Here is a 26,686-nt window from a genome sequence, read left to right on the forward strand (position 1 = left end):
GAAACTTTAGAAAACGGGGCGAGGAACCGGGATCGGCACATTGGCGACATCGCCTTGCGCGGTCTCCGCCTGTCCGTTGCCCTTTGCATCGGCCACCTTCTCGGTGCCCGGGATGAGCCCGGCAGCGACAAGGTTCAGCGGGCGGTTGATCTCGTGAATATAGGGCGACAGCAATTTCTGCCGGCCACCTTCGTCACGGTTTTCCGAGCGCACCTTGGCGGCCTTCGGATTGCAGATTTCCTTGCTGACATCGGCGACCATGTCGCGGCTCTCGCCATAGGGTGCGATCTGGCCAAGACCCGGCTTGCCGGCGGCGCTCGACGTCAGGCCAAGCTGCAGCAACCGCGCCGATTCATCCGCCCGGCCGCCAAGGCTGTCGGCGCCAAGAACGACGGAAACGACGGCGCGCCCATTGCGTGTCGCAGATGAAACCTGGTTGAAACCCGAGGCGCAGATGAAACCGGTCTTCATGCCGTCGGCGCCATCGAAACGGCCGATCAGCATATTGAAGTTGGGATAATTCTTCTTGCCCGTGGTGAAGCCTTCATAGGCAAAGTAGGCTGCATATTGCGGAAACTCACGCTTGATGGTGATCGCCAGAACGGCGAGATCGCGAGCCGTCGTATACTGACCCGGCGCCGGCAGTCCGTTGGGGTTGACGAAATGCGAAGACGTCATACCGATCCGCAGCGCCTCGGAATTCATCATGTTGATGAATGCCGGCTCGGAGCCAGCCACGGTTTCGCCGATCGCAACAGCAATGTCGTTGGCCGATTTGATCAGCATCATCTTCAATGCGCTGTCGAGCGTCACTGCCTGGCCGGGCTTGTAGAACATCTTGCTCGGCGGTTCGCCAGCGGCGTTCTTGCTCATCACAACCGGGGTTTCCAGTGTCAGCTGGCCGGATTTCAGCGCCCGGAAGGTCGTGTAGGCCGTCATCAGCTTGGTCAGCGACGCCGGATACCATTTCTGATAGATTTCCCGCTGCTCATAGACCTTCAGCGAACTGACATCGACAACCAGCTGCGGATTGGCAGCGCTCGGCAAAACGGACGCCAGCAGCGACGCGCAGGCGCCTGTCAGGACTGCGAATAGCTTCAGCGCGCCATCCTTGCGAATTCCAGTTGTCACCACGTCAAACCTCGAAATTTCGGGAATTGCCTCGTATCGTCCGGCTATTTAACCTATATGGCGAGGAGATGGCAAAGACCATTCTTTTGCGCCGATGCCAAATTTCTCGTATCCCATGCCCGCAATGGACACACAGGAAGCCAAAATGCCTATTCTGAACCGCGCAGCAGAACTCCAGACCGAAGTTACGGAATGGCGCCGCCACCTCCACACGAAGCCGGAACTCCTGTTCGCTGTGGAAAATACGGCAGCTTTCGTCGAAAATAAATTGAGAGAATTCGGCGTTGACGAAATCGTCACCGGCCTCGGCCGCACCGGTGTGGTCGGCCTGATCAAGGGCAATCTCGGCGAAGGCCGCACCATCGGCATGCGCGCCGACATGGACGCCCTGCCGATGACCGAGACCAGCGGCAAACCATGGGCCTCGACCACGGCGGGCAAGATGCACGCCTGCGGTCACGACGGCCACACCGCCATGCTTCTGGGTGCTGCAAAATATCTTGCCGAGACACGCAATTTCAAAGGCGCGGTTGCCGTAATCTTCCAGCCGGCCGAAGAAGGCGGCGCCGGTGGCCACGAGATGGTCAAGGACGGCATGATGGAGCGTTTCGCCATCGAGGAAGTCTATGGCATGCACAATATGCCGGGCATGCCGGTTGGCCAGTTCGGCAGCCGCGTCGGCCCGATCATGGCCTCGACCGATGAATTCAACATCACCATCGATGGCCGCGGCGGCCATGCCGCCCAGCCGCACAAGACGATCGACCCGATCGTCATCGGCTCGCAGATCGTCAATGCGCTGCAGACCATCGCCTCGCGCTCGGTCGATCCGTTGTTCTCGGTGGTCGTTTCGGTGACCAAATTCAATGCCGGTTTTGCCCACAACATCATTCCGGAACAGGCCCTGCTCGGCGGCACGGTGCGCACGCTGATGCCGGAAGTGCGCGATCTCGCCGAACAGCGGATCAAGCAGATTTGCGAAGGCCTGGGCGCCGCCTATGGTGCCAAGATCAAGGCTTCCTACGCCCGCAACTATCCGGTGACGGTCAATCATCGTGAAGAAACCGGGCACGCCCTTTCGGCAGCGGCCACCATCGCCGGCGAAAACCAGGTATCGGGCGATCTCGATCCGATGATGGGCGGCGAGGATTTTTCCTACATGCTGCTGGCCCGTCCGGGCGCCTTCATCTTCATCGGCAATGGCGAGACGGCAGGCCTGCACAATCCGGCCTACGACTTCAATGACGAGGCGATCCCGCACGGCATCTCCTACTGGGTGAAGCTCGCCGAAACGCGGCTGGCGGCTTAAGCTACCGCAAGCGCTGAAAGGGTTGAGATCCGATGCATGAGATAGACAAAATCGACCGGCGGATCCTCAACATCCTGCAGGCGGACGGCCGGATCACCAATCTGGAACTGGCCGACCGTATCGGGCTTTCGCCAACTGCCACCAGCGAGCGGCTGCGTCGCTTGCTGAAGGAAGGCTATGTCTCGGGTTTTGGCGCGCGGCTTGATCCGCATAAGCTCGGTTTTGGGCTTCTCGTCTTCATCGAGGTAATGCTCGACAAGACGACGCCCGAAGTGTTCGACAAGTTCGCCGTCGCGGTCAAGCAGGCGCCGTCGGTGCTCGAATGCCATATGGTGGCCGGCGGTTTCGATTATCTCGTCAAGACCCGTTTCGAGGACATGAACGCCTACCGCAACTTCCTCGGCCAGGTGCTCTGGACCTTGCCTGGCGTCAAGGAAACGCGGACCTACGCGGTGATGGAAGAAATCAAGAACGACGGACCACTGCCGCTGGGTTGAGGTTCGTCTGTTTCCACAATCGGCAACACAACCGAGGCACCAAGCGCAACAGCGCTGAGTTGCCGCCCTCATCAAATTCCATATTGTGTGCACGTGCGACGATCAGATGCCTGATTCTCGCTTCAACCTGGATGACAGCGGGCGCACAGTTGCGCCGTGCAAGGGAAAGTCGATAATGGCCGTAGCGCACCTGAAACACTGGAACATGTCGTTTGGCGAGGGCCAGCCGCTAGCCGTTATCGCAGGCTTGAATGTCCTGGAAAACCTTGAGCTGGCGCTGGACGTAGGGCGGCACCTGAAGGCAGTCACGGCCGATCTCGGCTTGCCTTTCGTGTTCAAGGCCAGCTTCGACAAGGCCAACCGTTCCTCAAACGCCAGCTATCGCGGTCCGGGATTGAAAGATGGGCTGGCCATGCTTGTGGAAATCAAGCGAACCCTGAATGTGCCGATTGCCACGGATATTCACGAGATCGATCAGGCTGAAGCGGTTGCCGCCGTTGCCGATCTGGTTCAGATTCCCGCATTCCTGTGCCGCCAAACCGATCTGATTGTCGCCGCCGCCATTGCCACAGGCCGCGCGGGTGGCCTGCTGCACGTCAAGAAGGCCCAGTTCCTTGCTCCCTGGGACTGCAAAAACATCATTGCCAAAGCGCGGGCGGTGGCGCCGGATCTTCAAATCGCCTTGTGCGAACGCGGCAGCTCCTTTGGCTACAACAATCTGATCGTCGACATGCTTGGTATTGCCGAAATGCAGCGTCTTGGCGTCCCCGTCACGATTGATGCGACGCATTCCGTGCAATTGCCCGGCGCCGATCCCCGCACCAATGGCAGTTCGACAGGCGGGCGCCGCGAGGGTGTCCCCATTATCGCCAAGGCGGCCGTGGCAGCCGGTGCGAACGGCGTCTTCCTCGAGTTCCATCCCGATCCCGACCGGGCGCTGTGTGACGGGCCAAGCTGCCTACCCCTCGACAGCGCGGCAGCTCTCCTTTCGACCCTGCGCGCGGTCCATCAGGCGGTACGGTCGTAGAACAAGCGGTGACACGGGCGGTCTCGCAACGGCAATCCTCCCCTACCGGCTGCAAAACCCGATAGCGCGGTGAAATCCGGCCGTCTGAGCCGGTGATAACGCTCGCCTCGATCACCACAATTTTGGTTCTTTTCAAACGGCACCGAATGCGCATAGGCTGAAATGCAGCTCGATTGTCGGGCATTTCTTTGAGGGATCAGATGAAAAAGATCGTTTTTGCCGCAGCACTTCTGCTCGCGGCCACATCCACTGCGCATGCGCAAACCGTCAACGCCGGCAAATACACGGTCGAGGGTACCAATCTCGATGGGTCGAGCTATACCGGCACAGCTGAAATAACGCTCGCCAGCGAAACCACCTGCGTGATCGAATGGGACACAGCAGGCGTCAAATCGACTGGCGTCTGCATGCTGAACGGCGATGCCTTTGCAGCAGGTTACGTCTTGCAAGACGCATTGGGGCTGATCGTCTACAAGGTCAACGGCGATGGCACGCTGGACGGCAAGTGGACGATCACCGGCAAGGACGGCTCCGGCACGGAAGTGCTGACCGAAGTCAAGTAATCCCTTGACCGGACGGACGCGATAAAAAGGCCGGCAAGTTGAACTTGCCGGCCTTTTCGTTTCGATGGATTACAGGGTCGCCATATCGATGACGAAGCGGTAGCGCACGTCGCTCTTGATGACGCGCTCATAGGCTTCGTTGACCTGATCCATGCGGATCAGTTCGATTTCCGAGACGATGTTGTGCTCGCCGCAGAAATCGAGCATTTCCTGGGTTTCCTTGATCGAACCGATCATCGAGCCGGCAATCGACCGGCGGCCCGGAATGAGCGAGAAGGCATGCACGGGCACCGGCTTCTCCGGAACACCGAGCAGTACCAGCGTGCCGTCCACCTTGAGCAGCCCGAGATAGGCGTTCCAGTCGATCTCGGCCGAGACCGTGCACAGGATCAGGTCGAACGTTCCTGCCAGTTTCATGAAGGTTTCGGCATCGGCGGTGGCATAATAATGGTCGGCACCGAGTTTCAGGCCATCTTCCTTCTTCGACAGGGACTGGCTGAGAACCGTGACATCGGCACCCATTGCATGGGCAAGCTTGACGCCCATATGACCAAGACCGCCCATACCGACAACTGCAATCTTCTTGCCGGGACCAGCGCCCCAGTTGCGCAGCGGCGAATAGAGCGTGATACCGGCGCAAAGCAGCGGTGCCGTTGCCTCAAAGGGCAGGTTCTCCGGAATGGAGAGGACGTAGCCTTCCTTGACGACGATGAAATCGGAATAGCCGCCCTGGGTCGGGGTCTTGCCGTCTGCTTCGACGCCGTTATAGGTGACGACGAGGCCGGGCATGTACTGTTCCAGATCGACATCGCGGCTGGCGCAGGTGGTGCAGCTGTCGACGAAGCAGCCGACGCCGACCCGGTCGCCGACCTTGAATTTCGAAACCTTCGAGCCGACCGCTGTAACAATGCCGGCAATCTCATGGCCGGGAACCATTGGGAATGCCGAATTGCCCCATTCGTTGCGGGCCTGATGGATATCCGAATGGCAGATGCCGGAATACTTGATGCTGATGACGACGTCGTCCTCGCGGGGTTCGCGCCGTTCGAATGTGAAGGGCTGCAGCGGCTTCGACGCATCCGTCGCAGCATATCCTCTTGCCAGGGCCATGGGTCACTCCTTTATCTGATGAAGCGGGGATTGTGATGGAAGCACAGATCGCCTCTCCCCGATAGCATACTTGCAGATCACACCGGCGGAACGTTAGAGCAATCCTGCAAGATTATTGTACGATCCTGCAAAATACGCCGCTGAGGTTTTGCGGATAACCGCAGAGCGACTAACTTCCGATGTGCGAGACGAAATCTAAATAGCTGGAAAGACTTTTGATTATGACAGCTTCACGAACCCCACGGAGTCAGGAACTGATTGATCTTATTGCCCGTTTCGCCAAGGAGGATGGCGACCATCCAACGGCTATTCCGGGCGTTAGCGTTCACCGGCGCTCGGGAACCGGAACCAAATCCTGCGGTGCCTACAAGCCGAGCCTGGCGCTGATTGCCCAAGGTGCAAAACAGGTGGTGCTTGGCGACGAAGTCTACCGCTATGGCGGCGCCGATTATCTGCTGACCTCGATCGACCTGCCGGTTACCACACAGATCGTCGAAGCGTCGGAGGAAAAACCCTATCTGAGCGTGACCTTCGGCATCGATACCACACGGATTGCTTTGCTTCTCGAACGTGCTGGTGGAGGCGTACCTGCATCAACGGCACGCGGCATGACCGTCAGTTCGGTGACGGCAGAATTGGAAGACGCAGCCATAAGGCTCCTCAAGCTGCTGGACCGGCCGGACGACATCCCGGCTCTGCTGCCGCTGATCGAACAGGAGATCATCTACCGGCTCCTGACCGGTCCGCAGAGCGCGCGCCTGCGCCAGATGGCGGTTACCGAAAGCCAGTCGCACCAGATCAGCCGCGCCTGCGTCTGGCTGAAAGAGCATTACGCCCTGCCCCTGAAGATCGAGGACCTGGCCAGCCGCGTCAGCATGAGCGTCTCCTCGCTGCACCATCATTTCAAGGCGATCACCGCCATGAGCCCGATGCAGTACCAGAAACAGCTGCGGCTGCAGGAAGCCCGCCGGCTGATGCTGGAGGATATGCTGGACGCAGGCTCTGCCGGCCATCAGGTCGGCTATGAGAGCCAGTCGCAGTTCAGCCGTGAATATGCCCGTCAGTTCGGCGAGCCGCCACTGCGCGATGTCGGCCGCGTCCGCCGCAGCCTGATGGACCGGCTGACCAGCGGCATGGAGATACTTAGCGAAGGGTGACCGAAAAACCGATCGCTAATATTCCGATCGGCTTCGTGGTAGACTGGCATGGAGGAGAATCACCATGATGCCAGTCACCGTGCGCCTGAGTTCATGGCGGGAGGGGCGACTCCTTCGGGAACCCGTATTGCTGACGGCGATAGGATTGCGCCAGACCTTGCTTGCCGCTCTCGACCAAGATGAAGCCAGGGTCAATTTCGTCTGCCGCCAGGTGGAGGAAACAGGTGCCTATGAACTCTGCGACCTCAACGAATCCACCACTATGATCGAGAAAATCCTGCAGTCCTGAGCATCGATCATGGGTATGCAGCGCAGCCAAAAAAGTGGCCAGCGGCTCTTGGTCTCCTAAACGAGGACCGGCACCGCAATATGATCCGGTTCCTGGCCGTTGCGGGCGCGCGTGATCATCAGCTCGAACGCCTTTTCCAGATGGCGGATGAAGCGCGTCGTATCAAACAGCGGCGCGATCGTGCGCTGCGCGGCAATTTTCTCTTTCACGGCACGCAGTTCATCCCGATTTTTCGCCAGTGAGACGCAAAGTTCGACATAGCCCACCGCATTATCCGCAACCAGTTCGCCAACCCCAAGCGCCCGCAGCAAACTCTCCGTCACCCGCGAGGCAAAGTGTGTGCCCTTGAAGGTCGGCACCGGCAGGCCCGCCCATAACTTGTCCGATGTCGTCGTGTGGCCATTGCAGGGAAACGTATCCAGCCCGATATCCGCGGCCTGAAGACGGGCAATGTGATCCGGATAGGCAACCGGGTCGGCAAAGATAATCCGGCCACCGGCGATGCCCGCATTTTCCATCCAGCGCAGCAGATTGTCCCGCGCAAAAAGATTGGAGCACATGACCCACAACAGGCTGTCTTCCGTTTGCCGCAAAATGTCCGCCCAGAGCTCAGCCGTCCGCGGCTTGATTTTGCGGTGCGTGTTGAACGAGGCAAAGACGATGCGGTCTTCCGGCAGGCCAAGCGCGCTGCGCGGGGTGGCGGGCGGGAGCGGACGGCCAACATTGTCATTGGCCTGGTAGCTATCGGGAAGCAGGCAGAATTTTTCGTGATAGAATGGCCGGCTGGTTTCCGGCGTTACAACGGCGTCGGTGAGAATATAGTCGCAATCGATGCCGGTCCCCGACCCGGGAAAGCCGAGATAGGCAACCTGGATCGGCGCAGCCCCCTGATTGAGCAGCCCGGCGCGGGATCCCTTGGTATGTCCCTTGAGGTCAACGAGAATGTCGATACCCGAACGGCGGATCAGCGCCGCCGCATCCGGGTCGGACAGGTGGCCGATGCGCTGCAGGTTTGGATAGGTGTCGCGCGAGCCTTTGTCGAGGCGGATCAGGTCGTCTCCGGTGCTGCAGAAAAGCGCGATGTCGAACCGGTCCGGGTCATGCTGAAGCAGCGCGCTCTGGAAGAGGCGCATCGTGGCGTGTTGATCACTGAAATCGGCCGAGAGATAGCCCACCTTGATTCTGTCGGAAAACCGGTGCGGCACCGCCCGCCTTGCCGCTCTTGATGCCGGCGTGAAGGCTACGGCATCGTGGATCTTCGTTTGCCGCGCATTGATGCTTTCGTCGCCGCACCAGCCGATATGGCGATGTGGAAACTCCGCAGCCAGATACCGTTCGTCGCCGGCTTTCAGCCGGTCCAGAAATCGCTGGTCATCCATCTGCGCCTCATTGAGGCATAGAAATTCATGCAGATAGCGGCGATAGGTCTCCTCGGCATTGGTATCGAATATGCCGGATTTGGCGGCAAGCCGGGCTATGTTCAGGGACGCGAAGGAATCGTCCGCCTCCTGCAGCATATTGGCCGCAAGTGCGCGCAGCATCGCCTGCTTGGAACCACCTATTTCCGCCGCCTTGATATAGAACGCGGCCGCCTCAGCGAATTTCTCCGTCTTGGCATAACACTGGGCAATCAGCAGCAGCTCGTTGAGCGCGAACGGGTGCCGCCGGGTGGGCGATAGAATGCTCAATGCCCGGTCATACTGACCCGCATTGTAATAACCGAGCGCTTTTGAAAGAGATGCCGACATCGACGTTCCAGACGTATCCACTGATAAACCATCGCTAGCGAAACCGGCTGGTGCAAGGCTGGATCGACAGAGAACGGCGACGCAAGCCTCGCGCACCCGACACCGCCTACAGCGGGAAACCTCAATTCCGCGTGGATACGCCTGATGACACAGCTCACCCTCTGCATGCCGAGTAACCGCGATCTGCAGCACTCCACCGCCGCGATCGAAACGGCACTGATCTATGCGGACAAGAGAGATTGCCGGCTGGTCGTTTCCGACAATTCCGGTGATCCGCAAAAGCGCGCGCGCTACGAAAACAGCCATCCGCGCCTGACCTATGTCGTCCCGGACGGTGACGGCGGGCTGCAGAACATGGCCTCGGCTCTGTCTAAAGTCGAAACACCGTTCCTGATGCCGATGGGCGATGACGACGAGATCTATGGCCTTGACGACAAACAGCCGCTCGACCTTTCGGCTCTGCCCGGCGACGTGATCGGTGTTCGTCCGCAGACATTCATCTGGACAAACGAAAAAGGGGTGCAGCAGGTCGATCGGTTTTCAGTCACTGCCGACGATGCCGGCAGCCGTCTGCTCGAATATAACGGCAAGGCCAATGGCAATAACGGGCTCTACTACAGCGCCTACCGCTCTGACCTGTTCAAGGGCCTGTTTTCGCTGTTCTCACAGGCCCATCCGACCCATGGCGGCTATTGTGACTGGGCCTTGAGCTTTGCGTTCTGCGCCGCCGGAAAATTTCTGACCGATGCTTCGACGGTCTACCGCTATGACCTTGGCCGCTGGGCGAGCAGCAGCAAGCTGGAAGCCGCAAAAACCAGCCTCTATCTGCAGGCTGGATTGCCCGACACGGCAGAGCACTACTCGGCCCTTTTGCGGTTCATAGACGTCCATGTCTTCCTGATCGGCCTGCCTCTTTCCGGCGCCGAACGCCGGGATGCGCAGACGGCCAACGCCCGCCTCGCCCTTCGCACCTTTCTGCACGAGGTCGCAAAGACGCCGGACCAATACGATCCCGAAGTGGTCTATCTCGCCGAACTGACCGGCCAGACCCCGGACCTCGACACAGCCTTCCAGATCTCGCTCCTCATCATCGACCGGCTGCAGGAAGGTTTGGCGGAGAAATATGTGCGGTTTGTCAAAGCTGCGGGCGGAGTGGTTTAAGGTTTAGCGCGGGACGAAGGTGCACCCATGATGCCGCCAAAAATGCTCCCAGCCACTTAGCAGCTGGGACATGCCCACTGAAGCCAGCGGCGCGCTTCAGCGCCGCACCTGCCACTCGCTTGAAGAGGATGACGGTTTCTTACCGGCAACGCGCCTCGAAACGCCGACCGTGGCGGTCACGATAGATGCAATAGCCTTGGCGCTCATGGGAACGGCCAATAAGATTGCCGACAATTCCGCCAGCTACCGCGCCGATAGCCGCGCCACCCCAGCTATTACTGACAACGCCGCCAATGATTGCGCCGGAGCCTGCTCCGATTGCAGTTCCTCGCTCCGTCGCCGTGCAAGACGACAGGGCAACAATCATTCCAACCGCAGCAATAAGCTTTCTCATGGCGTTTCCCTTTGCTTCACATAGGCATTTCACCAAGTTGGCCCAGCATCTATGGAATGCGCGCGATTGTCTATAGTGCGGGCACACCGGGACGCCGCTCATTTACAAGCCTGACCGAATGACCAAAGCAGCTGTTGAAACGCACATGGTAGAGAATGGTCGCCAAATTATTGGCAGTGCCTGAGCAGTTCTCTCAAAAAATCTAAAGGATTTTGGTAGCGGGAGAGGGACTCGAACCCCCGACACGCGGATTATGATTCCGCTGCTCTAACCACCTGAGCTACCCCGCCATCAGACTGCGACTTTGGCTTTTGGCCGCTGTCGTCATCGTCAGTGGGCGGCTTATAAGGTGCGGCTGATGCCGGTGTCAAGCCGAGCCGTTTCAAAAAACCGGAAGTTTTTCAAGGTGCGGTGGACAATGGTAGGGAGCAGCACGTGCCGGGCCGTCCCCTACCCTCGATCAGGCCGCAGCCACGCTCTGCAGCAGGTCCTTCAGAGCAGCTTCGGCTGCAGCTTCACGTTCGGAGCGCAGGATGAAGCCGCCGCCATAGACGCGGGCGTCTTCGCCGATGCCGGAATAGAGCGCACAGGCCTGACCGGGGGCAACGCCCGCCTCGCCTTCCAGAAGCTCGACCGAGACGCCATCAGCATCGGCGCGCAGGATCGCAGGTGCGGGCTGGCGGGTGGAGCGGACCTTGGCGAAACAGGCAAACCCATCGGCCGCCACATCGAAAATATCGCCGTCGCCCAGCCAGTTGATATCGCGCAGATAGACGCGGCGGGTTTCCAGCGCTTCCTTCGGGCCGACGATGACGCGGCGCGAGCGGGCATCGAGATGCACCACATAAAGCGGGTCGCCAGTGGCGACGCCGATGCCACGGCGCTGGCCGATCGTGTAATGCAGGATACCCTCATGGCTGCCGAGCACGCGGCCATCCAGATGAACGATATCGCCTGCCAAAGACGCATTCGGCTTCAGCTTGTTGATGATATCGGCATATTTGCCCTGTGGCACGAAACAGATGTCCTGGCTGTCGGCCTTCTTTGCGACGACAAGGCCCATGTCTTCGGCAAGCACCCTTGTTTCCGCCTTGGTGAGATTGCCAAGCGGAAAACGCAGATAATCGATCTGCTCCTGGGTGGTGGCAAACAGGAAATAGCTCTGGTCGCGATCGGCATCTGTCGGGCGAAACAGCGCGCGGCGGCCCACAACGCCAGACTGCGGGTTCACCTTGGAACGGATATAATGGCCGGTCGCCAGCGCATCGGCGCCGAGATCGCGCGCCGTTGCCAAGAGATCGGCGAATTTGACAGTCTGGTTGCAGGCAACGCACGGGATCGGCGTTTCGCCGGCCACATAGCTCTCGGCGAAAGGATTGATCACCGTCTCGCGAAAGCGCTGCTCGTAATCGAGAACGTAATGCGGAATGCCCAGCACTTCGCAGACGCGGCGGGCGTCATCAATGTCCTGGCCGGCACAGCAGGAGCCGGCGCGGTGGACGGCAGCACCGTGATCATAGAGCTGCAGGGTGATGCCGAGAACGTCGTAGCCTTGCCGTTTCAGGATGCCGGCCACGACGGAACTGTCAACGCCGCCGGACATGGCAACGACGACGCGCGTATCTTCGGGCTTGCGATCAAAATCGAGACTGTTCACGGCATCCAATCCGGCATTCCGGTCCATCGAGGAGTTGTTCGGCATTTTTGCGCGACCATACCCTGTTTCCTGCCAACGGCCAACGCCGCAACAAAGCGGCTCCCGGTCAAGGCCGGTCATACCGCACGCCGCTATATAGAAAGTCGCGGGGAATTGAACAAGGGCAAGCGCCTTGCGCTGCTCAGATCAGCTTCATCCGCATGGCGCGGGCAATCGCCTGCATACGATTGACCGAATCGAGCTTGCGGGTCGCGGTCTTGAAATAGCTGGAGACCGTATAGGCGGAAATGCCGAGAATGATGGCAATTTCGTCGCTGCTCTTGCCGGCCGCAGCCCAGCGCAGACATTCGATCTCGCGCGTCGACAGCTTGTCGCGCGCCGAGGCACCGACTTCAAAGGTGCGCTCAAGGGTTTCAAACAGTTGCAGCAGGGTCAGATAGAGATCGGCCGTCTCTGCCCTGTCGGGCTCGCCCCGCTGTCCGCAGAGCAGGGCAGCAAAGGCTTCCCCGTGGGTGGTGTGCAGCGTAACGGCAAATGTATTGCTCATCGCCTGTCCGGCAAACAGCGCAACGACAGCGTCACGCGCGGCAGAGCCTTGCGCATTGAGCAGTGATTGTGTTGCGCCAAAGACCGGTAGTTTCGTATGGCGCAGCCGGTCGATCAGCGCGCTGGCCTGGAAAACCGTGGCGGCGTCATATTCCCGCACAAGCTCCGATGGCCAGCTGCTCAAAACCAGACGCTCGGCAAAACGCTGCTGCTCGCCGAAGGGAATGCGCGCGATCATGAAATGGCTAAAACCGAATTGCGCCGTGCACTGGCGCATCAGGTGGAGCACTTCATACTCCGTCTGGACTGCGGAACTGTTCATGCCCGAAAGAAAATCAGCATAAGCCTCGCTTCGCAAGGCCAGCTTGTCAGGGTCTCTCATATTTTTAATCACCAACTTGCCGGCCACAGCGCCAGCTCTCCAAAAAATTCTCATTCCGGAATTTTTTCGGCAGCAGCACGATAGATCCAACACCGACAAAAACCCCGAGAGGCCACCAGGGACACAATCGAAGCGAAAAGGCCGGTATTTTGAAATAAAATGGTGCATCGAGAGCATTCCAGAGCAACATAATGTTGCTTATGCTCAATTACTGGCCGTTACTATCAACAGTTTTATGAAAATTGAACCATTATATTTGCATAGCTCCCATGCATACATGGAAATTACAGAGGCGAAGCTTCGAAACCTGACAATAAAGAGGAATTCAGGAGACGAGTTGCGCTGTGCCGATCGCCGCTTGCACGATCCGCGATTGGTCGAAGAGCACGCTGGAAGTCTCTAAAATTATTAGCAAATTGTTACCACTCGCTTAGGCAAATGTTAAATGTGGCAAGGTAAGTTGTGCCTATATGGTCTTGAGTATGTGTAGAGAGTCCAATGACCGAAATGATACGACCCCGCGTGAAATATGTCATCGGACCCGATGGCAGCCCTTTGACAATTGCTGATCTGCCACCGGCCAATACGCGCCGTTGGGTGATCCGCAGAAAGGCAGAAGTCGTCGCCGCCGTGCGTGGCGGACTGCTGAGCCTGGAAGAAGCCTGTGACCGCTATACCTTGACCGTTGAAGAATTCCTGTCCTGGCAGTCGTCGATCAGCGACCATGGTCTTGCCGGCCTGCGCACGACGCGCATTCAGCAATATCGTCACTAGCCAGTTCCTTCATTTAAAAGAGTTAAAGCGGCCGCACTCAGTGCGGCCGCAGCCGCATTTGCAGCAGCCCCGTCAGCACCGCTGATCCGGCATAGAACCACAGGCCCGGCTGGGTGAAAGCCTCGGCCATTCCACTGGTCTTGGCCGCAAAGATCACGATCGCCACCAGCATCACATCCATCATCGACCATTTTCCGAGGATAGGCAAAAGCCGGGCAACCACCCCGCCCACCACCTTGCCGTCCGCCGCCGCTGTTGCCTCGAAGGCAATCCCGACTAGCTTCGCAAAAGGGAAAACGACGGAAAAGAGCGTCACGACGATGGCCAGCACAGGGTTGCCGTCGTCCCAGAGCGAAGACACAATCACAAGAAGCGACGGCGTTTCGTTGAAAAAAACCAGTTTTTCGAACCGGACCAGCGGCAGCACTAGCCCGAGAGCGAGAAAAAACGCTGAAAGAACAAGGAAAAGCGGTGTGATCAGACGCATGATTCGTGTCTTCTATTGCACGGCCAGGATTACATATCACCTTTGATGATGCTGAACAGCGAGGTCCTTGGTACCGTATTCCGGGATGCTTAACCTGCGCATGTGCGACGATGAACCAACCACGGAACGGAAACGGCCGGGTTCGACCGGCAAATAGGAGAGATGCGATGAATATCGTGAGCGAAGAAACCGGCTCGCATGGCCGATACAGCACAGCCGTCGAAGGCCATACGGCAGAAATGACCTATTCCCGGTCATCGCCGCATCTGATCATCATCGATCACACCGCCGTCCCCGATGCGTTGCGCGGCAAAGGCGTTGGCCAGGCGCTGGCAGCCCATGCTGTCGACGAAGCGCGAAAAGGCGGCTGGAAAATCATTCCCCTCTGCCCGTTCATGCGTGCACAGACGCAACGCCATCCCGAATGGCAGGATGTCATCCAGAGTTAAGCGGCACCGTTGAACCTCGTCGAAAAACGCACAAGGCCCTTCTCACGGACTTGAGGCAAGTCCGTGAGAAGGGCCTTTGGGCCTTAAAAGCAATCCGCGTGCGCTTAAGCGCGCATACGGGCGCCGCTGTCGCGTTCTTCGAGCGCCGCGGCCTTGGCGAATTCCGCCTGAACCTCTTCCAGCGCAAGTTCCGCCGCATCCTGCTGTACCTTCAGTTCCCGAACTGAGACCTGAAGATTGTCTGCCCGCTGCCGCGCAGCCTTGGCAAATGTCGGATAGGCGAAATGGGCGGGATCGGTGATCCCCGACTTCTTTTCCTCGAACGTGATCTGGTTTTCCAATTCCTTGGTCATCCGCTCAAATTCGGACATCATCAGTTGTAGCTGGCTCAACTGACGCTGTTTCTCCTTCACCTGAAATTCCTTCAGGCGAACAAGGCTCTCACGTGACTTCATACGCAATACTCCCGTGATGCGAGACCCCGGTTACTGGATTTGACCCGATTAACCGACCTTACGGTGTCGGAAACAAAAATAATTACAGCGATCTTAACAAAATCCTACCGCTGGTAACCTTTCGTTTACGGGCATCGTTAATCATAGGGACGATCATTTAAGGGTCAGTAAATGCCGGACACGAAATTTGGTGTTTGGCATAGATTGAGTCAGATGAGTCAGATAGCCGATTTCCTTAATGTTGTGCGTTAAGGATGTCATTCTAGATTCACATGCAAAAACAGAGGACTGCAAAAAATATTTAACATTTTCGATACACCTTGCCAGAGTGAATCAGAATTTGTTAACCATTTGCTGGCAGCCTCCAAATCAGGCAACGACTGGATCCGTATCGCGTAAGGGGGCCACAACGACCTTTCGGCGGCGGAAAAGGGGACAATTATGCGGGTTCTACTCATCGAAGACGACAGCGCGACAGCGCAGAGCATCGAACTGATGCTCAAGTCGGAAAGTTTCAACGTTTACACCACCGATCTTGGTGAAGAGGGTGTCGATCTCGGCAAGCTCTATGATTACGACATCATTCTGCTCGATCTGAACCTGCCGGACATGTCCGGATACGAGGTTTTGAGAACGCTGCGACTGTCCAAGGTCAAGACACCTATTCTTATCCTGTCCGGCATGGCCGGCATTGAGGATAAGGTTCGGGGCCTCGGCTTCGGCGCAGACGACTACATGACCAAGCCTTTCCACAAGGATGAACTGGTTGCTCGCATCCACGCGATCGTGCGCCGTTCCAAGGGTCATGCGCAGTCGGTCATCTCGACCGGCGAACTGATCGTCAACCTGGATGCAAAGACTGTTGAAGTCGGCGGCCAGCGCGTTCACCTGACGGGCAAGGAATACCAGATGCTGGAGCTGCTTTCGCTCCGCAAGGGTACCACGCTCACCAAGGAAATGTTCCTCAACCACCTTTATGGCGGCATGGACGAACCGGAACTGAAAATCATCGACGTGTTCATCTGCAAGCTGCGCAAGAAGCTGGCAAATGCTGCCGGTGGTGCCAACTATATCGAGACCGTCTGGGGCCGTGGCTATGTGCTGCGCGAGCCGGAAGGCGAACTCGCAGAAAGCGCCTGATACCGCATCGGCCATTCCAGCCGGCGGTGTTTCGCATCCCGCATAATGCAGGGACGCCACGGCTGACAGTGCCGAGAGTTTCGTTAAAGCCCGCCGATGATGGCGGGCTTTTGCGTTTCCGGGTTTTCCGCATTTGTACCGAGGTACCGCGCGCGCCTTTGAGCGACACACAAAAAAGCCGCTGCCTGGAAAGGCAACGGCTTTTTTGAAACAATATCGGTTGATCCGGGATCAGGCGGCAATCGACAGGCTGCCGAAAACGCTGGTCAGGATCTTGCGGTCGAACGGCTTCAAGAGGAAATCGTCAGCACCAGCGCGCTTGCCGGCCATCATCTTCTTCAAGTCCGCCTCGACGACGCAGTAATAGATCCGCACGGTCTTGCCCTCAGGCAGGTTGCGGATATTGGCAATCAGGTCCAGTGCGCCATCGAGACCCGCATCGACGATGATGATGTTGGGCAGTTCCGCCTCGCAGCGCACCAGCGCTTCCAAACCGTTGGCAGCCTCGGAGACGAGAAAATTCAGGCCCGAAAGGATGCGCTTCCCGACCTTGCGTACGACGTCCGAATCATCGGCAATCATCAAGCGTTGCATCTCAAGCTCCCTCTCAGCGCTACGGCGGGAATTTAATCCCTATCAACAACCGTATGCCGCTTTGGCAAAGAATCAGTTACCGCGACACCGAAAAGCCGATTTATCTCAGCTTGAGGCTGCAACCATTTTCGCGGAAAACACGATTTCTTCAGAGTTCGAGGTGACCTCGATCTCCATGCCGGCCTCGTCGGCAAGCAGAACCGTGTAATAAGGCTGGATCGTATGCGCATCGACGGCTTCTTCGAGCGTGCCCGAGAGAAGCTCGACCAGCTTCGGCGGTACGCGCATCATCCGGCCTTTGCAGATCAGCTTGAAGGCTGCATCATATTCCGGATTTTCTAGGATGACGTCGATCGAACCACCACGCGGAATGGCACCGTAAGCGATCAGGAACAGGTTGAGCAGCAGTTTGACCCGGTTCTTGGCGATGATGACGCGCGGGCCGGTCCAGGTGACTTCCGTCTTCTTTTCGACGGAGGCGAAATCCTTCGCCGCCTTTTCCGCTTCACCGGTATCGATCGAGGCGCCGGCCGAGCCGGAAGCGCCGAAGGCCAGGCGGGCGAATTTCAGCCGGACCGAAGCATTGAGCGCACTGGTGCGGATCAGGTCCATGGCATCGGCATCCGCCCCGCCCTCGTCGAGCAGTTCGAGACCGTTGTTGATCGCGCCAACCGGCGAGATGATGTCATGGCAGACACGGCTGCACAGAAGCGCTGCGAGATCGGGACCAGTCAAGGTCAGGTTCGGGTTCTTTCCCATGGTCGTATCCTCAATAGCCTTTGAGCGGCTCACAAGCGAGATCAGGCGGCCATCCGCGATCCTTTAGCCCATTAGTCTAACCCGCGAAGATTGCGCGGGCATAGTCTCAGGCGAAGATCATAAAGACACCACATTTGGTAAACCGATTGTTAAGATCATCGGTTCAAATTGCTGACAATCAGCCCGAACCCCGTCACAGAGTGAAACGGGGCAGGACAGCGGCCCGCGCATGACGTCGCGGCGCTCCTGAGCTTACGGAGAAGAACATGCAGCGGATCGTCAATGCCGTGAAATTCCCACTCTTGCGTACGTTGGTCGCGATGATGGCTGCCTTCAGCCTCATGCCGGCAGCCTTTGCGCAAAGCAACAACGGTGAACAATACACGATGCAGGAAATCGTCGATGCCGGTCACGGCTTCTTCGGTTCCACCTCCGGCGGACTTGCCAAGGTGGTCGAGAACGCATTTTCCAAATACGGTCTGCCGAACGGTTATATACTCGGCCAGGAAGGATCCGGCGCATTCGTGGCCGGCCTGACCTATGGCGAAGGCGACCTCTACACCAAGAATGCCGGACAGCATAACGTGTTCTGGCAGGGGCCGTCCCTCGGTCTCGACTGGGGTGGGCAAGGCAGCCGGACGATGATGCTGGTCTATAATCTGCCGTCCGTCCCCTCGCTCTACAAACGCTTCGGCGGCGTCTCCGGCTCGGCCTATGTGGTCGCCGGTGTCGGCATGACGGTACTCACTGACGAGAACATCGTTCTGGTTCCAATCCGCACCGGCCTTGGCGCGCGCCTCGGCATCAATGTCGGCTATCTGAAGCTGACCCAGCAGCCGACCTGGAACCCCTTCTAAAGGCAAAACTCTCCCTTCGTTTTCCAAAAGTCTTTCCAGTCGCTGACGCGACTGGAAAAAATGCGCGTTCGCGAAACACTTGAAGTGATATTGTCGTTCGTCTTTAGTGCGAATGAAACGAAAACCATGGATTATAGCGTATCGCCGCGTGCTCTGAACTGAAATGGCCAGCCCGTGATTCAATTCGCCCTTCTGTTTGCCCTGGGTTTTCTCGCCGCAGCTTTGCTCGGCCTGCTGGTGGCGCCCGTTGTGCACAGGCGCATCATCCGCTTTGCCGAGGACCGGCTGACGGCAACAATGCCACTGTCGCCTCAGGAAGTTCGGGCCCAGAAAGACGCGGCTCGCGCAGGCTATGCGGCCGAAAATGCCAGGACCAGCCAGATGCTGAAACGCGAGCGCGACAAGAACGTCGTGTTGTTGCTTCAAAATGGCGCGACCCTGAAGGAAACCCAGCGCCTCGCCGGTGAAAACGCCGACCTGCATACGCAGCTTGCCGACATGAATGTCGAGGCGGCGGATTTGCGCTCTGCGGCTCGCCAGCTCGAGCAGAACATCGAGCGGCTGAAGACGATGCTTGCCGATGTCGAGCGCGACAATGTCAAAAAGAATATCGACATCAAGACCCTGAACCGACAGGTGGATCATCTGACCGGCGATATGGACAGCCTCAAGATCGACGTCGCCGCCCATGATGCGGAGGCCGAAAATCTGAAAAGCCGCATCTCCGGCCTGAAGGACGAGCGCGAGATCACGCGCAACGAACTGAAAGCTGAAAGCACCAAGGCGCGGGAACTGGAGGTCCGGCTTGCCCGTGACGAAACCCGCCTGAAGCAATTCGAAGCCAAACTCACCCGGGAAGTCGCCGCCAATGCCGACAAAGACAGTTTTCTTGAACGTCGGGGCAGCGAGATCGAGCGCTTGAAGGCCAAGGTCAGGGATGCAGGCACTGATCTGCGCGATGCCTCCAAGGCACTGCGGGCAGCAGGCCTGACCATGCCCGTTCGCCGCGAGAAGAAACCCGCAGCAGCCGATCCGGCAACAGGCGCCACCCTGGGAACACAGGACAACACCGATGCACAGAAAACCATGTCGCCGATAGCCGCCATCGATCTGACCGTGCCGGCCGATTATGCCCGCAACCGGGCAGCAGCCCTTTCGGAGCAACTGATCCATTCGACGTCTTCAGCGCATGATGACGCGCTGCGCGAGGACATTGCCGATATCGCGGCAACCATGGTGGCTTTGACGGCGGCCAAGGAAGGCCGGGAATCGCCGATACCGTCTCTCCTCTCGGCGGCGAGCACGCAGCCCGATGGAACGGACAAAAGTCTCGCTGCCCGCGCGCGCGACATGCTGCCGCCGGAACAGCACTAACCTCTGATCTCAGATAAAGCCGTTGATCATCGCCACCTGGTGCAGCGCAATGCCTGTGGCGGTGGCGACGTTGAGGCTGTCCAGTCCCGGCCTTTGGCGGATGCGGGCGGTCTGGATCGATGCCATGATGTTTTCGGGCAACCCCTCGCCTTCCGTTCCAGCCAGAAGCACGGTGCGCGGCGACGGTGGAATATCGTGCAGATCGGTCTTGCCGCGCGGCGACAGACCCCAGATGGCAAAGCCTTCCGCCTGCAGGCGGCCGATCAGCGCCGTTACCGACCCCTCGCGGGCAAAGGGTACGCTCAGCACTGAACCGACGGACACCCGGATCGCCTTGCGATACATCGGATCGCAGCTGGTCTCGTCCATCAGAATGGCATCGGCGCCGAAGGCGGCGGCGTTGCGGAACATCGAACCCATATTGTCATGATTGGAAATGCCGCAGGCAGCGAGGATCAGGCTCTTCTGTGGAAGGCTGCTGACCAACGCATCCAGACTGGGTGCCGATTGACGTTTGCCCAGCGCCAGCACACCCCTGTGCATGTTGAAACCAGCAATGGCATCAAACACCGGAGCGCTGGCGACATAGACCGGAATATCCGCTGGGAATTCAGCGAGAATGCCGCTGACACCGTCGACGCGGTTTTCGAGCAGCAGGATGGCTTCAGCCTCGATACCGCGCCCGGCGCGATGGGCGGCCGCCAGCATGCGCAATACGACCGTGCCCTCGGCAATAAACCGGCCCTGCCGGCCGGTCAGGTCACGCTCCTTGATCGAGACAAAGCCGGCGATGCGCGGATCAGCCGGATCGTCGATGCGCAGCGGGATCACGGCCAAGCCTTCTCAGTTGGTCTTGACGGAAACATCCGCAACGATGCGGCCGGCAGCGATATCGAAGACGATCGCCTTGCGGTCTCCACCGGCAACCGCGCCATAAAACAGGATCTGGCCGCCCGACAACGCAACGTCGGAAACTTCGAACCCGGCAGGCAGCGCAGCGATTGCCGTGACCGGCGCCTCGCCCGGTACCGTAACGGAGGCGCTTTGCGTCACATCGGCCTTGCCCGGACGCGTAAGCTTATAGACAATTGCCCCCAGCACGACCATAAGCATCACCAACATGACACCACCCGAGACCAGCTGCAGCTTGATCATCTTGCGGCGCACGTTCTCCATCACCGGATCGAGCGGCTTGTCTTCCTGTTCGACTGGTTTCTGATTGGACATGGCTGGCCTACCCTGCGGAATGGAATGAGAATGAACGACCCCTTTAAACAAGCCTCAGCGATTAGGAAAGTCCTCACGGCAAATGAGGATGCGGCCGGGCGCATGGATGCCTATCTGACGGAAGCGCTGGGCGGCGAGTTTTCACGCAACCGCATCAAAGCCCTGATCGAACAGGGCGAGGTCTCCGTCAACGGCAAGACCGTCAAGGAAGCCAAGAAGAAGGTCCAGCCCGGCGACGTCTTCGAGATCGGCATGCCCGAAGCGGAAGACCCGGAGCCGAAGGGCGAGGACATCCCGCTCGACGTCCTCTATGAGGACGACGACCTGATCGTGCTGGTCAAGCCGCCAGGCCTTGTGGTTCATCCGGGCGCCGGCAACTGGACCGGTACGCTGGTCAACGCGCTGATCCACCATTGCGGCGCAAGCCTTTCGGGCATCGGCGGCGTCAAGCGTCCCGGCATCGTCCACCGGCTCGACAAGGATACCAGCGGCGTCATGGTGGTCGCCAAGAACGATATCGCCCATCGCCACCTCTCCGACCAGTTCGCCGACCATGGCCGCACCGGCCCGCTGGAGCGCGCCTATATGGCTGTCGTCTGGGGTCGCCCGCGTGGCTTGAAGGGCACGATCGACGCGCCGCTCGGCCGCGCCGGCGACAGGATCAAGCGGGCCGTCAAGCAGGAGGGCGCCGATGACGCCCGCGAGGCGATCACCCACTATCAAGTGGTCGAGCGCTATCTCGAAAAACCGGATTCCACGGCGCTCGCCGCCATGGTCCGCTGCAATCTCGAAACCGGCCGCACCCATCAGATCCGCGTGCATATGGCCTATATCGGCCATCCGCTGATCGGCGACCCGGATTATGGCGCGGCGTTCAAGACGAAAGCCAATCTTCTACCGGATGCTGCAAAAGCGGTCGTCAACCGCTTCCCGCGCCAGGCTTTGCATGCCTTCATGCTGGCGTTCGAACATCCCACCACCGGAAAGACCATGCACTTCGAATCGCCGGTTCCCGACGACATGCACGAACTGGTCGAAGCGCTGCGCGGATAAACCACGGGCCATTCCTCGCAGACGGCCGGATTTCCGCATCGGGCGCCGGACGATTTTGGGCTTCAGTGTGCATCCTTTCCTGCTCTGGCGCGTTGTCGGGGAGCAGCAACAAGGAGAAGCCCGATGATTGATGTCACACAGATCCGAGAGCATGCCGAAATCATCAGTGCCGACGGCCTTCATGTCGGCACTGTCGATCGCGTCGAAGGCGACCGCATCAAGCTGACCAAGAAAGACAGCGGTTCCGGCCACGAAGGCCACCACCACTTTATTGCCCTCGAATTGGTTGCCAGCGTCGATGACAATCGCGTTCGCCTGAGCGCCAACGGCGATGTCGCCGTGATGTTCGAGGAAGAACAGGATAATTCCCCCATCCACTGATAGGACAGCAATGCCATAGCCCCGCTTTACCGGCGGGGCTTCTGTCATGATGGCTTAGTGCACTAGTAGCGCTCGCGGGAGGACAGAAGGTCTCCGGTTTCCGGTTTTTTCTGATCCAGAAACCTGAAGATGAAATCGATGCGGGCCTGCATTTTCAATTCCGCATCACCGTCATCTCCGCCAGCATTCCTGATGTTGGATTTTGCTTTTTCAAACGACCGGTCAAACCGCGATTTGTAGTGGTTATAAACCTCTCTGTTTTTGTCGCTGGAATGGACCTCGCCCAAAACGCTAAACAGCGCGCCACAGATAAACGGGCGGTCGTCATAGGCACCGATTTTATTGCCGGCCTGATCTTGCGCTGAAGCGGAGAGCGCAAACGCGCCAGCAATTGAAGCGATTGCCCCGACGAGAAATTTAAAAAACATTCATCCTCTCACTTTGCCAGAGGTACCGACTTTGAGAGTCGGGGTCTGTAACCCATTTCAGCACAGATAGAACTGAATGCAATCTAAAATTGCTATTATTTATTTATCACCTCTTGGTTATATCGAGGAATTTCGGCTTGCAGGCTCCGTCAGTCACCCTGCCCGCTCATCGCAGCTACGCCCTATTCCCGGCGACCGTCCTGCGAAATCTGATTGATGACGCCTTGATATTTGGGAAGCGGACCCAATCTACAGGCTGTAACCCAACTGGAACATGCGCTTCTCTGGCTTCACGTCTCTGTGAAACCGGAGTTCTTGAATCATGCTTTCGCCGCACTTATCTATGAGAATGTGGGGTCGGACAGACCCACATGCCCGGCCTGCCAACAGGAGGCCGGAACGCGAAAGGGGGGTGCATCATGGCCCGCAGTACGTTACCGTCCATTACCGCAGGAGAAGGTGGTCTTAACCGCTATCTCGATGAAATCCGCAAATTCCCCATGCTTGAACCGCAGGAAGAGTACATGCTCGCCAAGCGGTATCAGGAGCATGACGATCGCAAGGCCGCCCATCAGCTCGTAACCAGCCATCTGCGCCTCGTGGCGAAGATTGCCATGGGTTATCGCGGCTACGGCCTGCCGATCGGCGAAGTCGTTTCCGAAGGCAATGTCGGCCTCATGCAGGCGGTCAAGAAGTTCGATCCGGAACGTGGCTTTCGTCTAGCCACTTATGCGATGTGGTGGATCAAGGCCTCGATCCAGGAGTATATCCTGCGCTCGTGGTCGCTGGTGAAAATGGGCACGACCGCCAACCAGAAGCGGCTGTTCTTCAACCTGCGCCGCCTCAAGGGCAAGATCCAGGCTCTCGACGAGGGTGATCTGAAGCCCGATCAGGTCGCGCATATCGCCACGACCCTGAAGGTGTCGGAAGCCGAAGTGATTTCGATGAACCAGCGCCTCTCCGGAGACGCATCGCTGAACGCGCCGATCAAGGCGGGTGAAGGTGAATCCGGCCAGTGGCAGGATTGGCTCGTCGATGACCACGACAACCAGGAAGACATCCTGATCGAACAGGATGAACTGCAAAACCGCCGCAGCCTTCTGTCGAGCGCGATGAACGTATTGAACGACCGTGAACGCCGCATCTTCGAGGCCCGCCGCCTGACCGAGGATCCGGTGACGCTCGAAGAACTGTCGACCGAGTTCGACATCAGCCGCGAGCGTGTCCGCCAGATCGAAGTCCGTGCCTTTGAAAAGGTTCAGGACGCCGTCCGTAAGGCCGCGCAGGAACGGCAGAATGCACTTCGCGTCGTCGAAGACGCCTGATACCGGCACTGATGGAATAAACAAAAACCCGGCTGGATCGCTCCAGCCGGGTTTCTTGTTGTGCTTGTATGGAAATTACTGGCCGGCCGGATCAGGCTTTGCAGCCAAGCTCCAAGCCTGCATCGCCTTGGTGAAGGCCTCGGTGCCGGCAGGGCCCTTCTCCAGCGTCAACAGCGCACGGCGGCCGTTGCGATAGGTCAAAGGAATATCCACCCAGCCGCGCGTCCGCAGCAACTCGATATTCGTCGCAACTGCTTCCGGGAAGTCGTTGAGCGCGATCATGTGGAAATCTTCGGTGATCTTGGCCGGAACCGCAATCAGCGCATCGCCACGATCCTGTTCGTTGCGCTTCATCGAGACACGCTGGACGCTATCGATGCTGCCACCTTCGAAATTTTCCGGCAGCGAGAAGACGAACTCGATCACATGGCTGGCCGGCAATGAGGAGTCAGCATTGCGCTTGATCGTCATCAAGGCCGTCAGGCCGCGCTCGGGAACATTGATTTGCGCCTGAACGACCGGTTCCGGCTTGGCATCGCCACCGGGAGATTCTTCCTTGACCGACCATGCGACATTGCCCTCGATTGCCGTTGGCGCGGACTGGCCCAGCCGCTCCTCATAGAGGAACATCTTCTGGGCACCGGCCGGCACCTGCAGCGTCGCCGGATCGGCCGCCGGCTGCTGACCGGGCACCGGTTGGGCAGGCTGCGCGTCAGTCGCCGTCTGGCCTGCAGGCGTGGTTGCCGTCGCCTGAGCGGTATCGACCGGCTTGCCGGCCTCCGTCTGCGCGGCCACAGACTTGCCTTCTTCGGTGGCGTTTGCACCTGCGGGCGCCGTCGCCGGACCGGGATCGATCTCGGTTCCATCCTGCTGCAGGCGCTGCGTGAACTTGCTGTTGCCGTCGACCGCCGCAACCTCGGCATTCGAAGGCGTCTGCGTCTGGTTGTTCGTCTCAGGCGCGGGCAGGCTCTTGTTGCCCTCTTCAGGAACAGACACTTCCGGCGTGGTCTGTCCCGGTATCTTGGCAGTGATGGATGCCAGCGTGCCGGAGATCCACGAATTCACCGTTGTCTGGTTTTGCCAATAGGTATAACCGCCGCCGCCCAGAATGAGCGCAAGCACTGCGGTCAGACTGATCGCCTTGACGTTCAACCGCGAGCGCTTCGGCTCCACCCGATAGGACACGGGCCGAGCCGGCACATCGACAGCTTCATCGACGGCGGCGGAAGCCTTGCCGGCCTGTGACGCAACCGCAGCACCAACCGCAGCAGCCGAGCTGCCGTGCGCCAGAAGCTCGTCAATGTCATTCCAGCTGTCATTGGCAGCCTTGGGCTGTCCAGGCTCAACGGCTGCCGTCTTCTCGACCGGCCAGGACCAGTCGGCAATCGCGGGTTCCGATGTTTCGGCAGCTGCGGCGGCCGGGGCCTGTGTAAAGGGATCGTTATCGTCCCAGGCCCAGGCTGCCGCAGCTTCGCCTGAAGCCTTATCCTTGGCGCCAGTATCGTCGTTCAGCGGCGTTACCGTTTCGACGGGCGCATATTGCGTCAGGTCGGGAATTTCATCGACAACAGGCGCTGCTTCCGCAGCCTCTGTCCAGACCGGCTCGTTATGGGCGGTCGCCGGAACCGGATCGTTCCATTCCGGCAATTCCCACTCAGCGGAAGCCGCGGGCGTGGGTTTTTCTTCGACCGGTTCTACAATCGGATCGGCAGGGGTTACCGATTCCGGTTCAGCCGCAGCCTCCGAAACAGGAACAGTTTCTCCAAGAGCCGTATTGCTCTGATCCTCGGATTCGACGTCCGCAGAAACCGGATGCTCCGGCTCAACGCCAGGCTCGGGCCGAACATCTTCCGGCTCCTCCGGATGGACCGGTTCGACTGGACTAGGGTCCTCTACGACAGCGACAGCAGCGTCAGCCTCGACGGCTTCCGGTTCGGGTCGAGGATCAGCATGATCGTCTTCCACCAGCGGCTCGACAACCGGAACCGGTACAACGGCGGCAGCAGGTTCGGGCTGTTCCAACGGCTCTACGGCCGCCTGCTGATCGGCTGCAGGCTCTGGAGGTTCCTCCGCAGCAACGTCCGCTTCGGGCTCCTCCACCTCTACCGGCGCAGCAATAGGCTCCTCGACCTCGGCCGTTTCAGGTAGAACGTCATCCGGTTGCTCGTCCAACGGAAGAAGCGCCTCAGCGTGATCATCCTCGACCTCGCTGATCGCCGCCTCAAGCTTGACCATCTGGCGTTCGATCATCTCGTCCGAAGGACGAGGCTTCATGCTTTCCAGCTGACGGCGGACGGCGCCGCGGGCCTTTTCATAGACCTTGGCCCGCATTTCGGGAACATTGTCCGACAGACCATCGACGGTCCTTCGAATAACTGCAACAAAATCCGCCATCAGAACTTTCTCATACCA

29 protein-coding genes and 1 tRNA gene are annotated in these 26,686 nt (G+C 58.8%); 15 read left to right on the forward strand and 15 right to left on the reverse strand.

Features of this window, described 5'->3' with window-relative positions; all coding sequences use genetic code 11:
• Positions 1–6: 6 nt before the first annotated feature.
• On the reverse strand, positions 7–1,134 hold the full coding sequence (locus ACQY8Q_RS07905; RefSeq protein ID WP_428426102.1) for a D-alanyl-D-alanine carboxypeptidase family protein: 1,128 nt from the start codon (positions 1,132–1,134) through the stop codon (positions 7–9).
• Between the two features lie 142 nt (positions 1,135–1,276).
• Here ACQY8Q_RS07905 and ACQY8Q_RS07910 point away from each other — a divergent pair, with 142 nt between their 5' ends.
• The 4 genes from ACQY8Q_RS07910 to ACQY8Q_RS07925 all read left to right on the forward strand — a co-directional run bounded on the left by ACQY8Q_RS07910 (position 1,277) and on the right by ACQY8Q_RS07925 (position 4,527).
• A complete protein-coding gene (locus tag ACQY8Q_RS07910; RefSeq protein WP_428426103.1) occupies positions 1,277–2,440 on the forward strand; it encodes a M20 aminoacylase family protein in 1,164 nt (387 codons plus the stop codon).
• Positions 2,441–2,472: 32 nt separating this feature from the next.
• The gene (locus ACQY8Q_RS07915; RefSeq protein WP_113241940.1) at positions 2,473–2,937 is read left to right on the forward strand and encodes an Lrp/AsnC ligand binding domain-containing protein; all 465 of its coding nucleotides are present in this window, start codon (positions 2,473–2,475) and stop codon (positions 2,935–2,937) included.
• 175 nt (positions 2,938–3,112) lie between these two features.
• The gene (gene kdsA / locus ACQY8Q_RS07920) at positions 3,113–3,964 is read left to right on the forward strand and encodes a 3-deoxy-8-phosphooctulonate synthase (RefSeq protein ID WP_428426104.1); all 852 of its coding nucleotides are present in this window, start codon (positions 3,113–3,115) and stop codon (positions 3,962–3,964) included.
• Positions 3,965–4,164: 200 nt separating this feature from the next.
• Positions 4,165–4,527, forward strand: coding sequence for a hypothetical protein (locus ACQY8Q_RS07925; RefSeq protein WP_428426105.1), 363 nt, complete (start codon positions 4,165–4,167; stop codon positions 4,525–4,527).
• Positions 4,528–4,596: 69 nt separating this feature from the next.
• Here the strand turns inward: ACQY8Q_RS07925 and ACQY8Q_RS07930 are convergent, their stop codons facing one another.
• Positions 4,597–5,637, reverse strand: a complete 1,041-nt coding sequence (locus ACQY8Q_RS07930; RefSeq protein ID WP_428426106.1) for an NAD(P)-dependent alcohol dehydrogenase — start codon at positions 5,635–5,637, stop codon at positions 4,597–4,599.
• 221 nt (positions 5,638–5,858) lie between these two features.
• On the opposite strand from ACQY8Q_RS07930, the gene ACQY8Q_RS07935 reads away from it, so the two are divergent.
• Together ACQY8Q_RS07935 and ACQY8Q_RS07940 are read left to right on the forward strand one after the other, a co-directional pair.
• Positions 5,859–6,794 carry an AraC family transcriptional regulator gene (locus ACQY8Q_RS07935; RefSeq protein ID WP_428426107.1) on the forward strand — a complete coding sequence of 312 codons (936 nt, stop codon included), beginning with the start codon at positions 5,859–5,861 and terminating at the stop codon, positions 6,792–6,794.
• Between the two features lie 64 nt (positions 6,795–6,858).
• A complete protein-coding gene (locus ACQY8Q_RS07940) occupies positions 6,859–7,083 on the forward strand; it encodes a hypothetical protein (protein WP_428426108.1) in 225 nt (74 codons plus the stop codon).
• 56 nt (positions 7,084–7,139) lie between these two features.
• Here the strand turns inward: ACQY8Q_RS07940 and ACQY8Q_RS07945 are convergent, their stop codons facing one another.
• The gene (locus ACQY8Q_RS07945) at positions 7,140–8,831 is read right to left on the reverse strand and encodes a hypothetical protein (RefSeq protein WP_428426109.1); all 1,692 of its coding nucleotides are present in this window, start codon (positions 8,829–8,831) and stop codon (positions 7,140–7,142) included.
• A gap of 144 nt (positions 8,832–8,975) precedes the next feature.
• Here ACQY8Q_RS07945 and ACQY8Q_RS07950 point away from each other — a divergent pair, with 144 nt between their 5' ends.
• Positions 8,976–9,992, forward strand: coding sequence for a hypothetical protein (locus ACQY8Q_RS07950; RefSeq protein ID WP_428426110.1), 1,017 nt, complete (start codon positions 8,976–8,978; stop codon positions 9,990–9,992).
• A gap of 139 nt (positions 9,993–10,131) precedes the next feature.
• On the opposite strand, the gene ACQY8Q_RS07955 is transcribed toward ACQY8Q_RS07950, so the two are convergent.
• From ACQY8Q_RS07955 to ACQY8Q_RS07970, 4 genes are all read right to left on the reverse strand, one after another.
• Positions 10,132–10,386 (reverse strand): YMGG-like glycine zipper-containing protein, encoded by a 255-nt coding sequence (locus ACQY8Q_RS07955; protein ID WP_428426111.1) that lies wholly within the window; start codon positions 10,384–10,386, stop codon positions 10,132–10,134.
• Between the two features lie 213 nt (positions 10,387–10,599).
• Positions 10,600–10,676: transfer RNA gene (locus ACQY8Q_RS07960), tRNA-Met, on the reverse strand.
• Positions 10,677–10,846: 170 nt separating this feature from the next.
• Entirely contained in the window at positions 10,847–12,043 is a 1,197-nt protein-coding gene (gene mnmA / locus ACQY8Q_RS07965; protein ID WP_428426112.1) for a tRNA 2-thiouridine(34) synthase MnmA, read from the reverse strand.
• Between the two features lie 181 nt (positions 12,044–12,224).
• A complete protein-coding gene (locus ACQY8Q_RS07970; RefSeq protein WP_428426113.1) occupies positions 12,225–12,971 on the reverse strand; it encodes a LuxR C-terminal-related transcriptional regulator in 747 nt (248 codons plus the stop codon).
• Positions 12,972–13,469: 498 nt separating this feature from the next.
• On the opposite strand from ACQY8Q_RS07970, the gene ACQY8Q_RS07975 reads away from it, so the two are divergent.
• Positions 13,470–13,745, forward strand: a complete 276-nt coding sequence (locus tag ACQY8Q_RS07975; protein WP_037099805.1) for a DUF1153 domain-containing protein — start codon at positions 13,470–13,472, stop codon at positions 13,743–13,745.
• A gap of 37 nt (positions 13,746–13,782) precedes the next feature.
• Here ACQY8Q_RS07975 and ACQY8Q_RS07980 read toward each other — a convergent pair whose 3' ends face one another.
• The gene (locus tag ACQY8Q_RS07980; protein ID WP_428426114.1) at positions 13,783–14,232 is read right to left on the reverse strand and encodes a paraquat-inducible protein A; all 450 of its coding nucleotides are present in this window, start codon (positions 14,230–14,232) and stop codon (positions 13,783–13,785) included.
• Between the two features lie 167 nt (positions 14,233–14,399).
• Here ACQY8Q_RS07980 and ACQY8Q_RS07985 point away from each other — a divergent pair, with 167 nt between their 5' ends.
• Positions 14,400–14,681: a GNAT family N-acetyltransferase gene (locus tag ACQY8Q_RS07985; protein ID WP_428426115.1), complete on the forward strand. Its 282-nt coding sequence runs from the start codon at positions 14,400–14,402 to the stop codon at positions 14,679–14,681.
• Between the two features lie 104 nt (positions 14,682–14,785).
• Here the strand turns inward: ACQY8Q_RS07985 and ACQY8Q_RS07990 are convergent, their stop codons facing one another.
• Positions 14,786–15,136, reverse strand: coding sequence for a flagellar export protein FliJ (locus ACQY8Q_RS07990; protein WP_113241951.1), 351 nt, complete (start codon positions 15,134–15,136; stop codon positions 14,786–14,788).
• Positions 15,137–15,577: 441 nt separating this feature from the next.
• Here ACQY8Q_RS07990 and ctrA point away from each other — a divergent pair, with 441 nt between their 5' ends.
• Positions 15,578–16,276: a response regulator transcription factor CtrA gene (ctrA, locus tag ACQY8Q_RS07995; protein ID WP_037099813.1), complete on the forward strand. Its 699-nt coding sequence runs from the start codon at positions 15,578–15,580 to the stop codon at positions 16,274–16,276.
• Between the two features lie 231 nt (positions 16,277–16,507).
• On the opposite strand, the gene ACQY8Q_RS08000 is transcribed toward ctrA, so the two are convergent.
• Together ACQY8Q_RS08000 and chpT are read right to left on the reverse strand one after the other, a co-directional pair.
• The gene (locus tag ACQY8Q_RS08000) at positions 16,508–16,870 is read right to left on the reverse strand and encodes a response regulator (protein WP_060506444.1); all 363 of its coding nucleotides are present in this window, start codon (positions 16,868–16,870) and stop codon (positions 16,508–16,510) included.
• Between the two features lie 105 nt (positions 16,871–16,975).
• Positions 16,976–17,629: a histidine phosphotransferase ChpT gene (gene chpT / locus ACQY8Q_RS08005; protein WP_113242129.1), complete on the reverse strand. Its 654-nt coding sequence runs from the start codon at positions 17,627–17,629 to the stop codon at positions 16,976–16,978.
• 320 nt (positions 17,630–17,949) lie between these two features.
• Here chpT and ACQY8Q_RS08010 point away from each other — a divergent pair, with 320 nt between their 5' ends.
• Entirely contained in the window at positions 17,950–18,486 is a 537-nt protein-coding gene (locus ACQY8Q_RS08010) for a DUF1134 domain-containing protein (RefSeq protein WP_428429707.1), read from the forward strand.
• A 174-nt stretch (positions 18,487–18,660) separates the two neighbouring features.
• Positions 18,661–19,860, forward strand: a complete 1,200-nt coding sequence (locus tag ACQY8Q_RS08015; protein ID WP_428426116.1) for a hypothetical protein — start codon at positions 18,661–18,663, stop codon at positions 19,858–19,860.
• Between the two features lie 9 nt (positions 19,861–19,869).
• Here the strand turns inward: ACQY8Q_RS08015 and ACQY8Q_RS08020 are convergent, their stop codons facing one another.
• The gene (locus tag ACQY8Q_RS08020; protein ID WP_428426117.1) at positions 19,870–20,697 is read right to left on the reverse strand and encodes a TrmH family RNA methyltransferase; all 828 of its coding nucleotides are present in this window, start codon (positions 20,695–20,697) and stop codon (positions 19,870–19,872) included.
• Between the two features lie 6 nt (positions 20,698–20,703).
• On the reverse strand, positions 20,704–21,087 hold the full coding sequence (locus tag ACQY8Q_RS08025) for a hypothetical protein (protein ID WP_428426118.1): 384 nt from the start codon (positions 21,085–21,087) through the stop codon (positions 20,704–20,706).
• A 30-nt stretch (positions 21,088–21,117) separates the two neighbouring features.
• Between ACQY8Q_RS08025 and ACQY8Q_RS08030 the strand changes: the two genes are divergently transcribed.
• Together ACQY8Q_RS08030 and ACQY8Q_RS08035 are read left to right on the forward strand one after the other, a co-directional pair.
• Positions 21,118–22,140: an RluA family pseudouridine synthase gene (locus ACQY8Q_RS08030; RefSeq protein WP_428426119.1), complete on the forward strand. Its 1,023-nt coding sequence runs from the start codon at positions 21,118–21,120 to the stop codon at positions 22,138–22,140.
• A 123-nt stretch (positions 22,141–22,263) separates the two neighbouring features.
• Positions 22,264–22,521 (forward strand): DUF2171 domain-containing protein, encoded by a 258-nt coding sequence (locus tag ACQY8Q_RS08035; RefSeq protein ID WP_428426120.1) that lies wholly within the window; start codon positions 22,264–22,266, stop codon positions 22,519–22,521.
• A gap of 62 nt (positions 22,522–22,583) precedes the next feature.
• On the opposite strand, the gene ACQY8Q_RS08040 is transcribed toward ACQY8Q_RS08035, so the two are convergent.
• The gene (locus ACQY8Q_RS08040; RefSeq protein WP_428426121.1) at positions 22,584–22,949 is read right to left on the reverse strand and encodes a hypothetical protein; all 366 of its coding nucleotides are present in this window, start codon (positions 22,947–22,949) and stop codon (positions 22,584–22,586) included.
• Positions 22,950–23,368: 419 nt separating this feature from the next.
• Between ACQY8Q_RS08040 and rpoH the strand changes: the two genes are divergently transcribed.
• Positions 23,369–24,274, forward strand: coding sequence for an RNA polymerase sigma factor RpoH (gene rpoH, locus ACQY8Q_RS08045; protein ID WP_428426122.1), 906 nt, complete (start codon positions 23,369–23,371; stop codon positions 24,272–24,274).
• A gap of 75 nt (positions 24,275–24,349) precedes the next feature.
• On the opposite strand, the gene ACQY8Q_RS08050 is transcribed toward rpoH, so the two are convergent.
• Positions 24,350–26,668, reverse strand: coding sequence for a hypothetical protein (locus tag ACQY8Q_RS08050; protein WP_428426123.1), 2,319 nt, complete (start codon positions 26,666–26,668; stop codon positions 24,350–24,352).
• Positions 26,669–26,686 lie beyond the last annotated feature (18 nt).

It is taken from the genome of Pararhizobium sp., from assembly GCF_965279435.1.
GTDB lineage: Bacteria > Pseudomonadota > Alphaproteobacteria > Rhizobiales > Rhizobiaceae > Pararhizobium.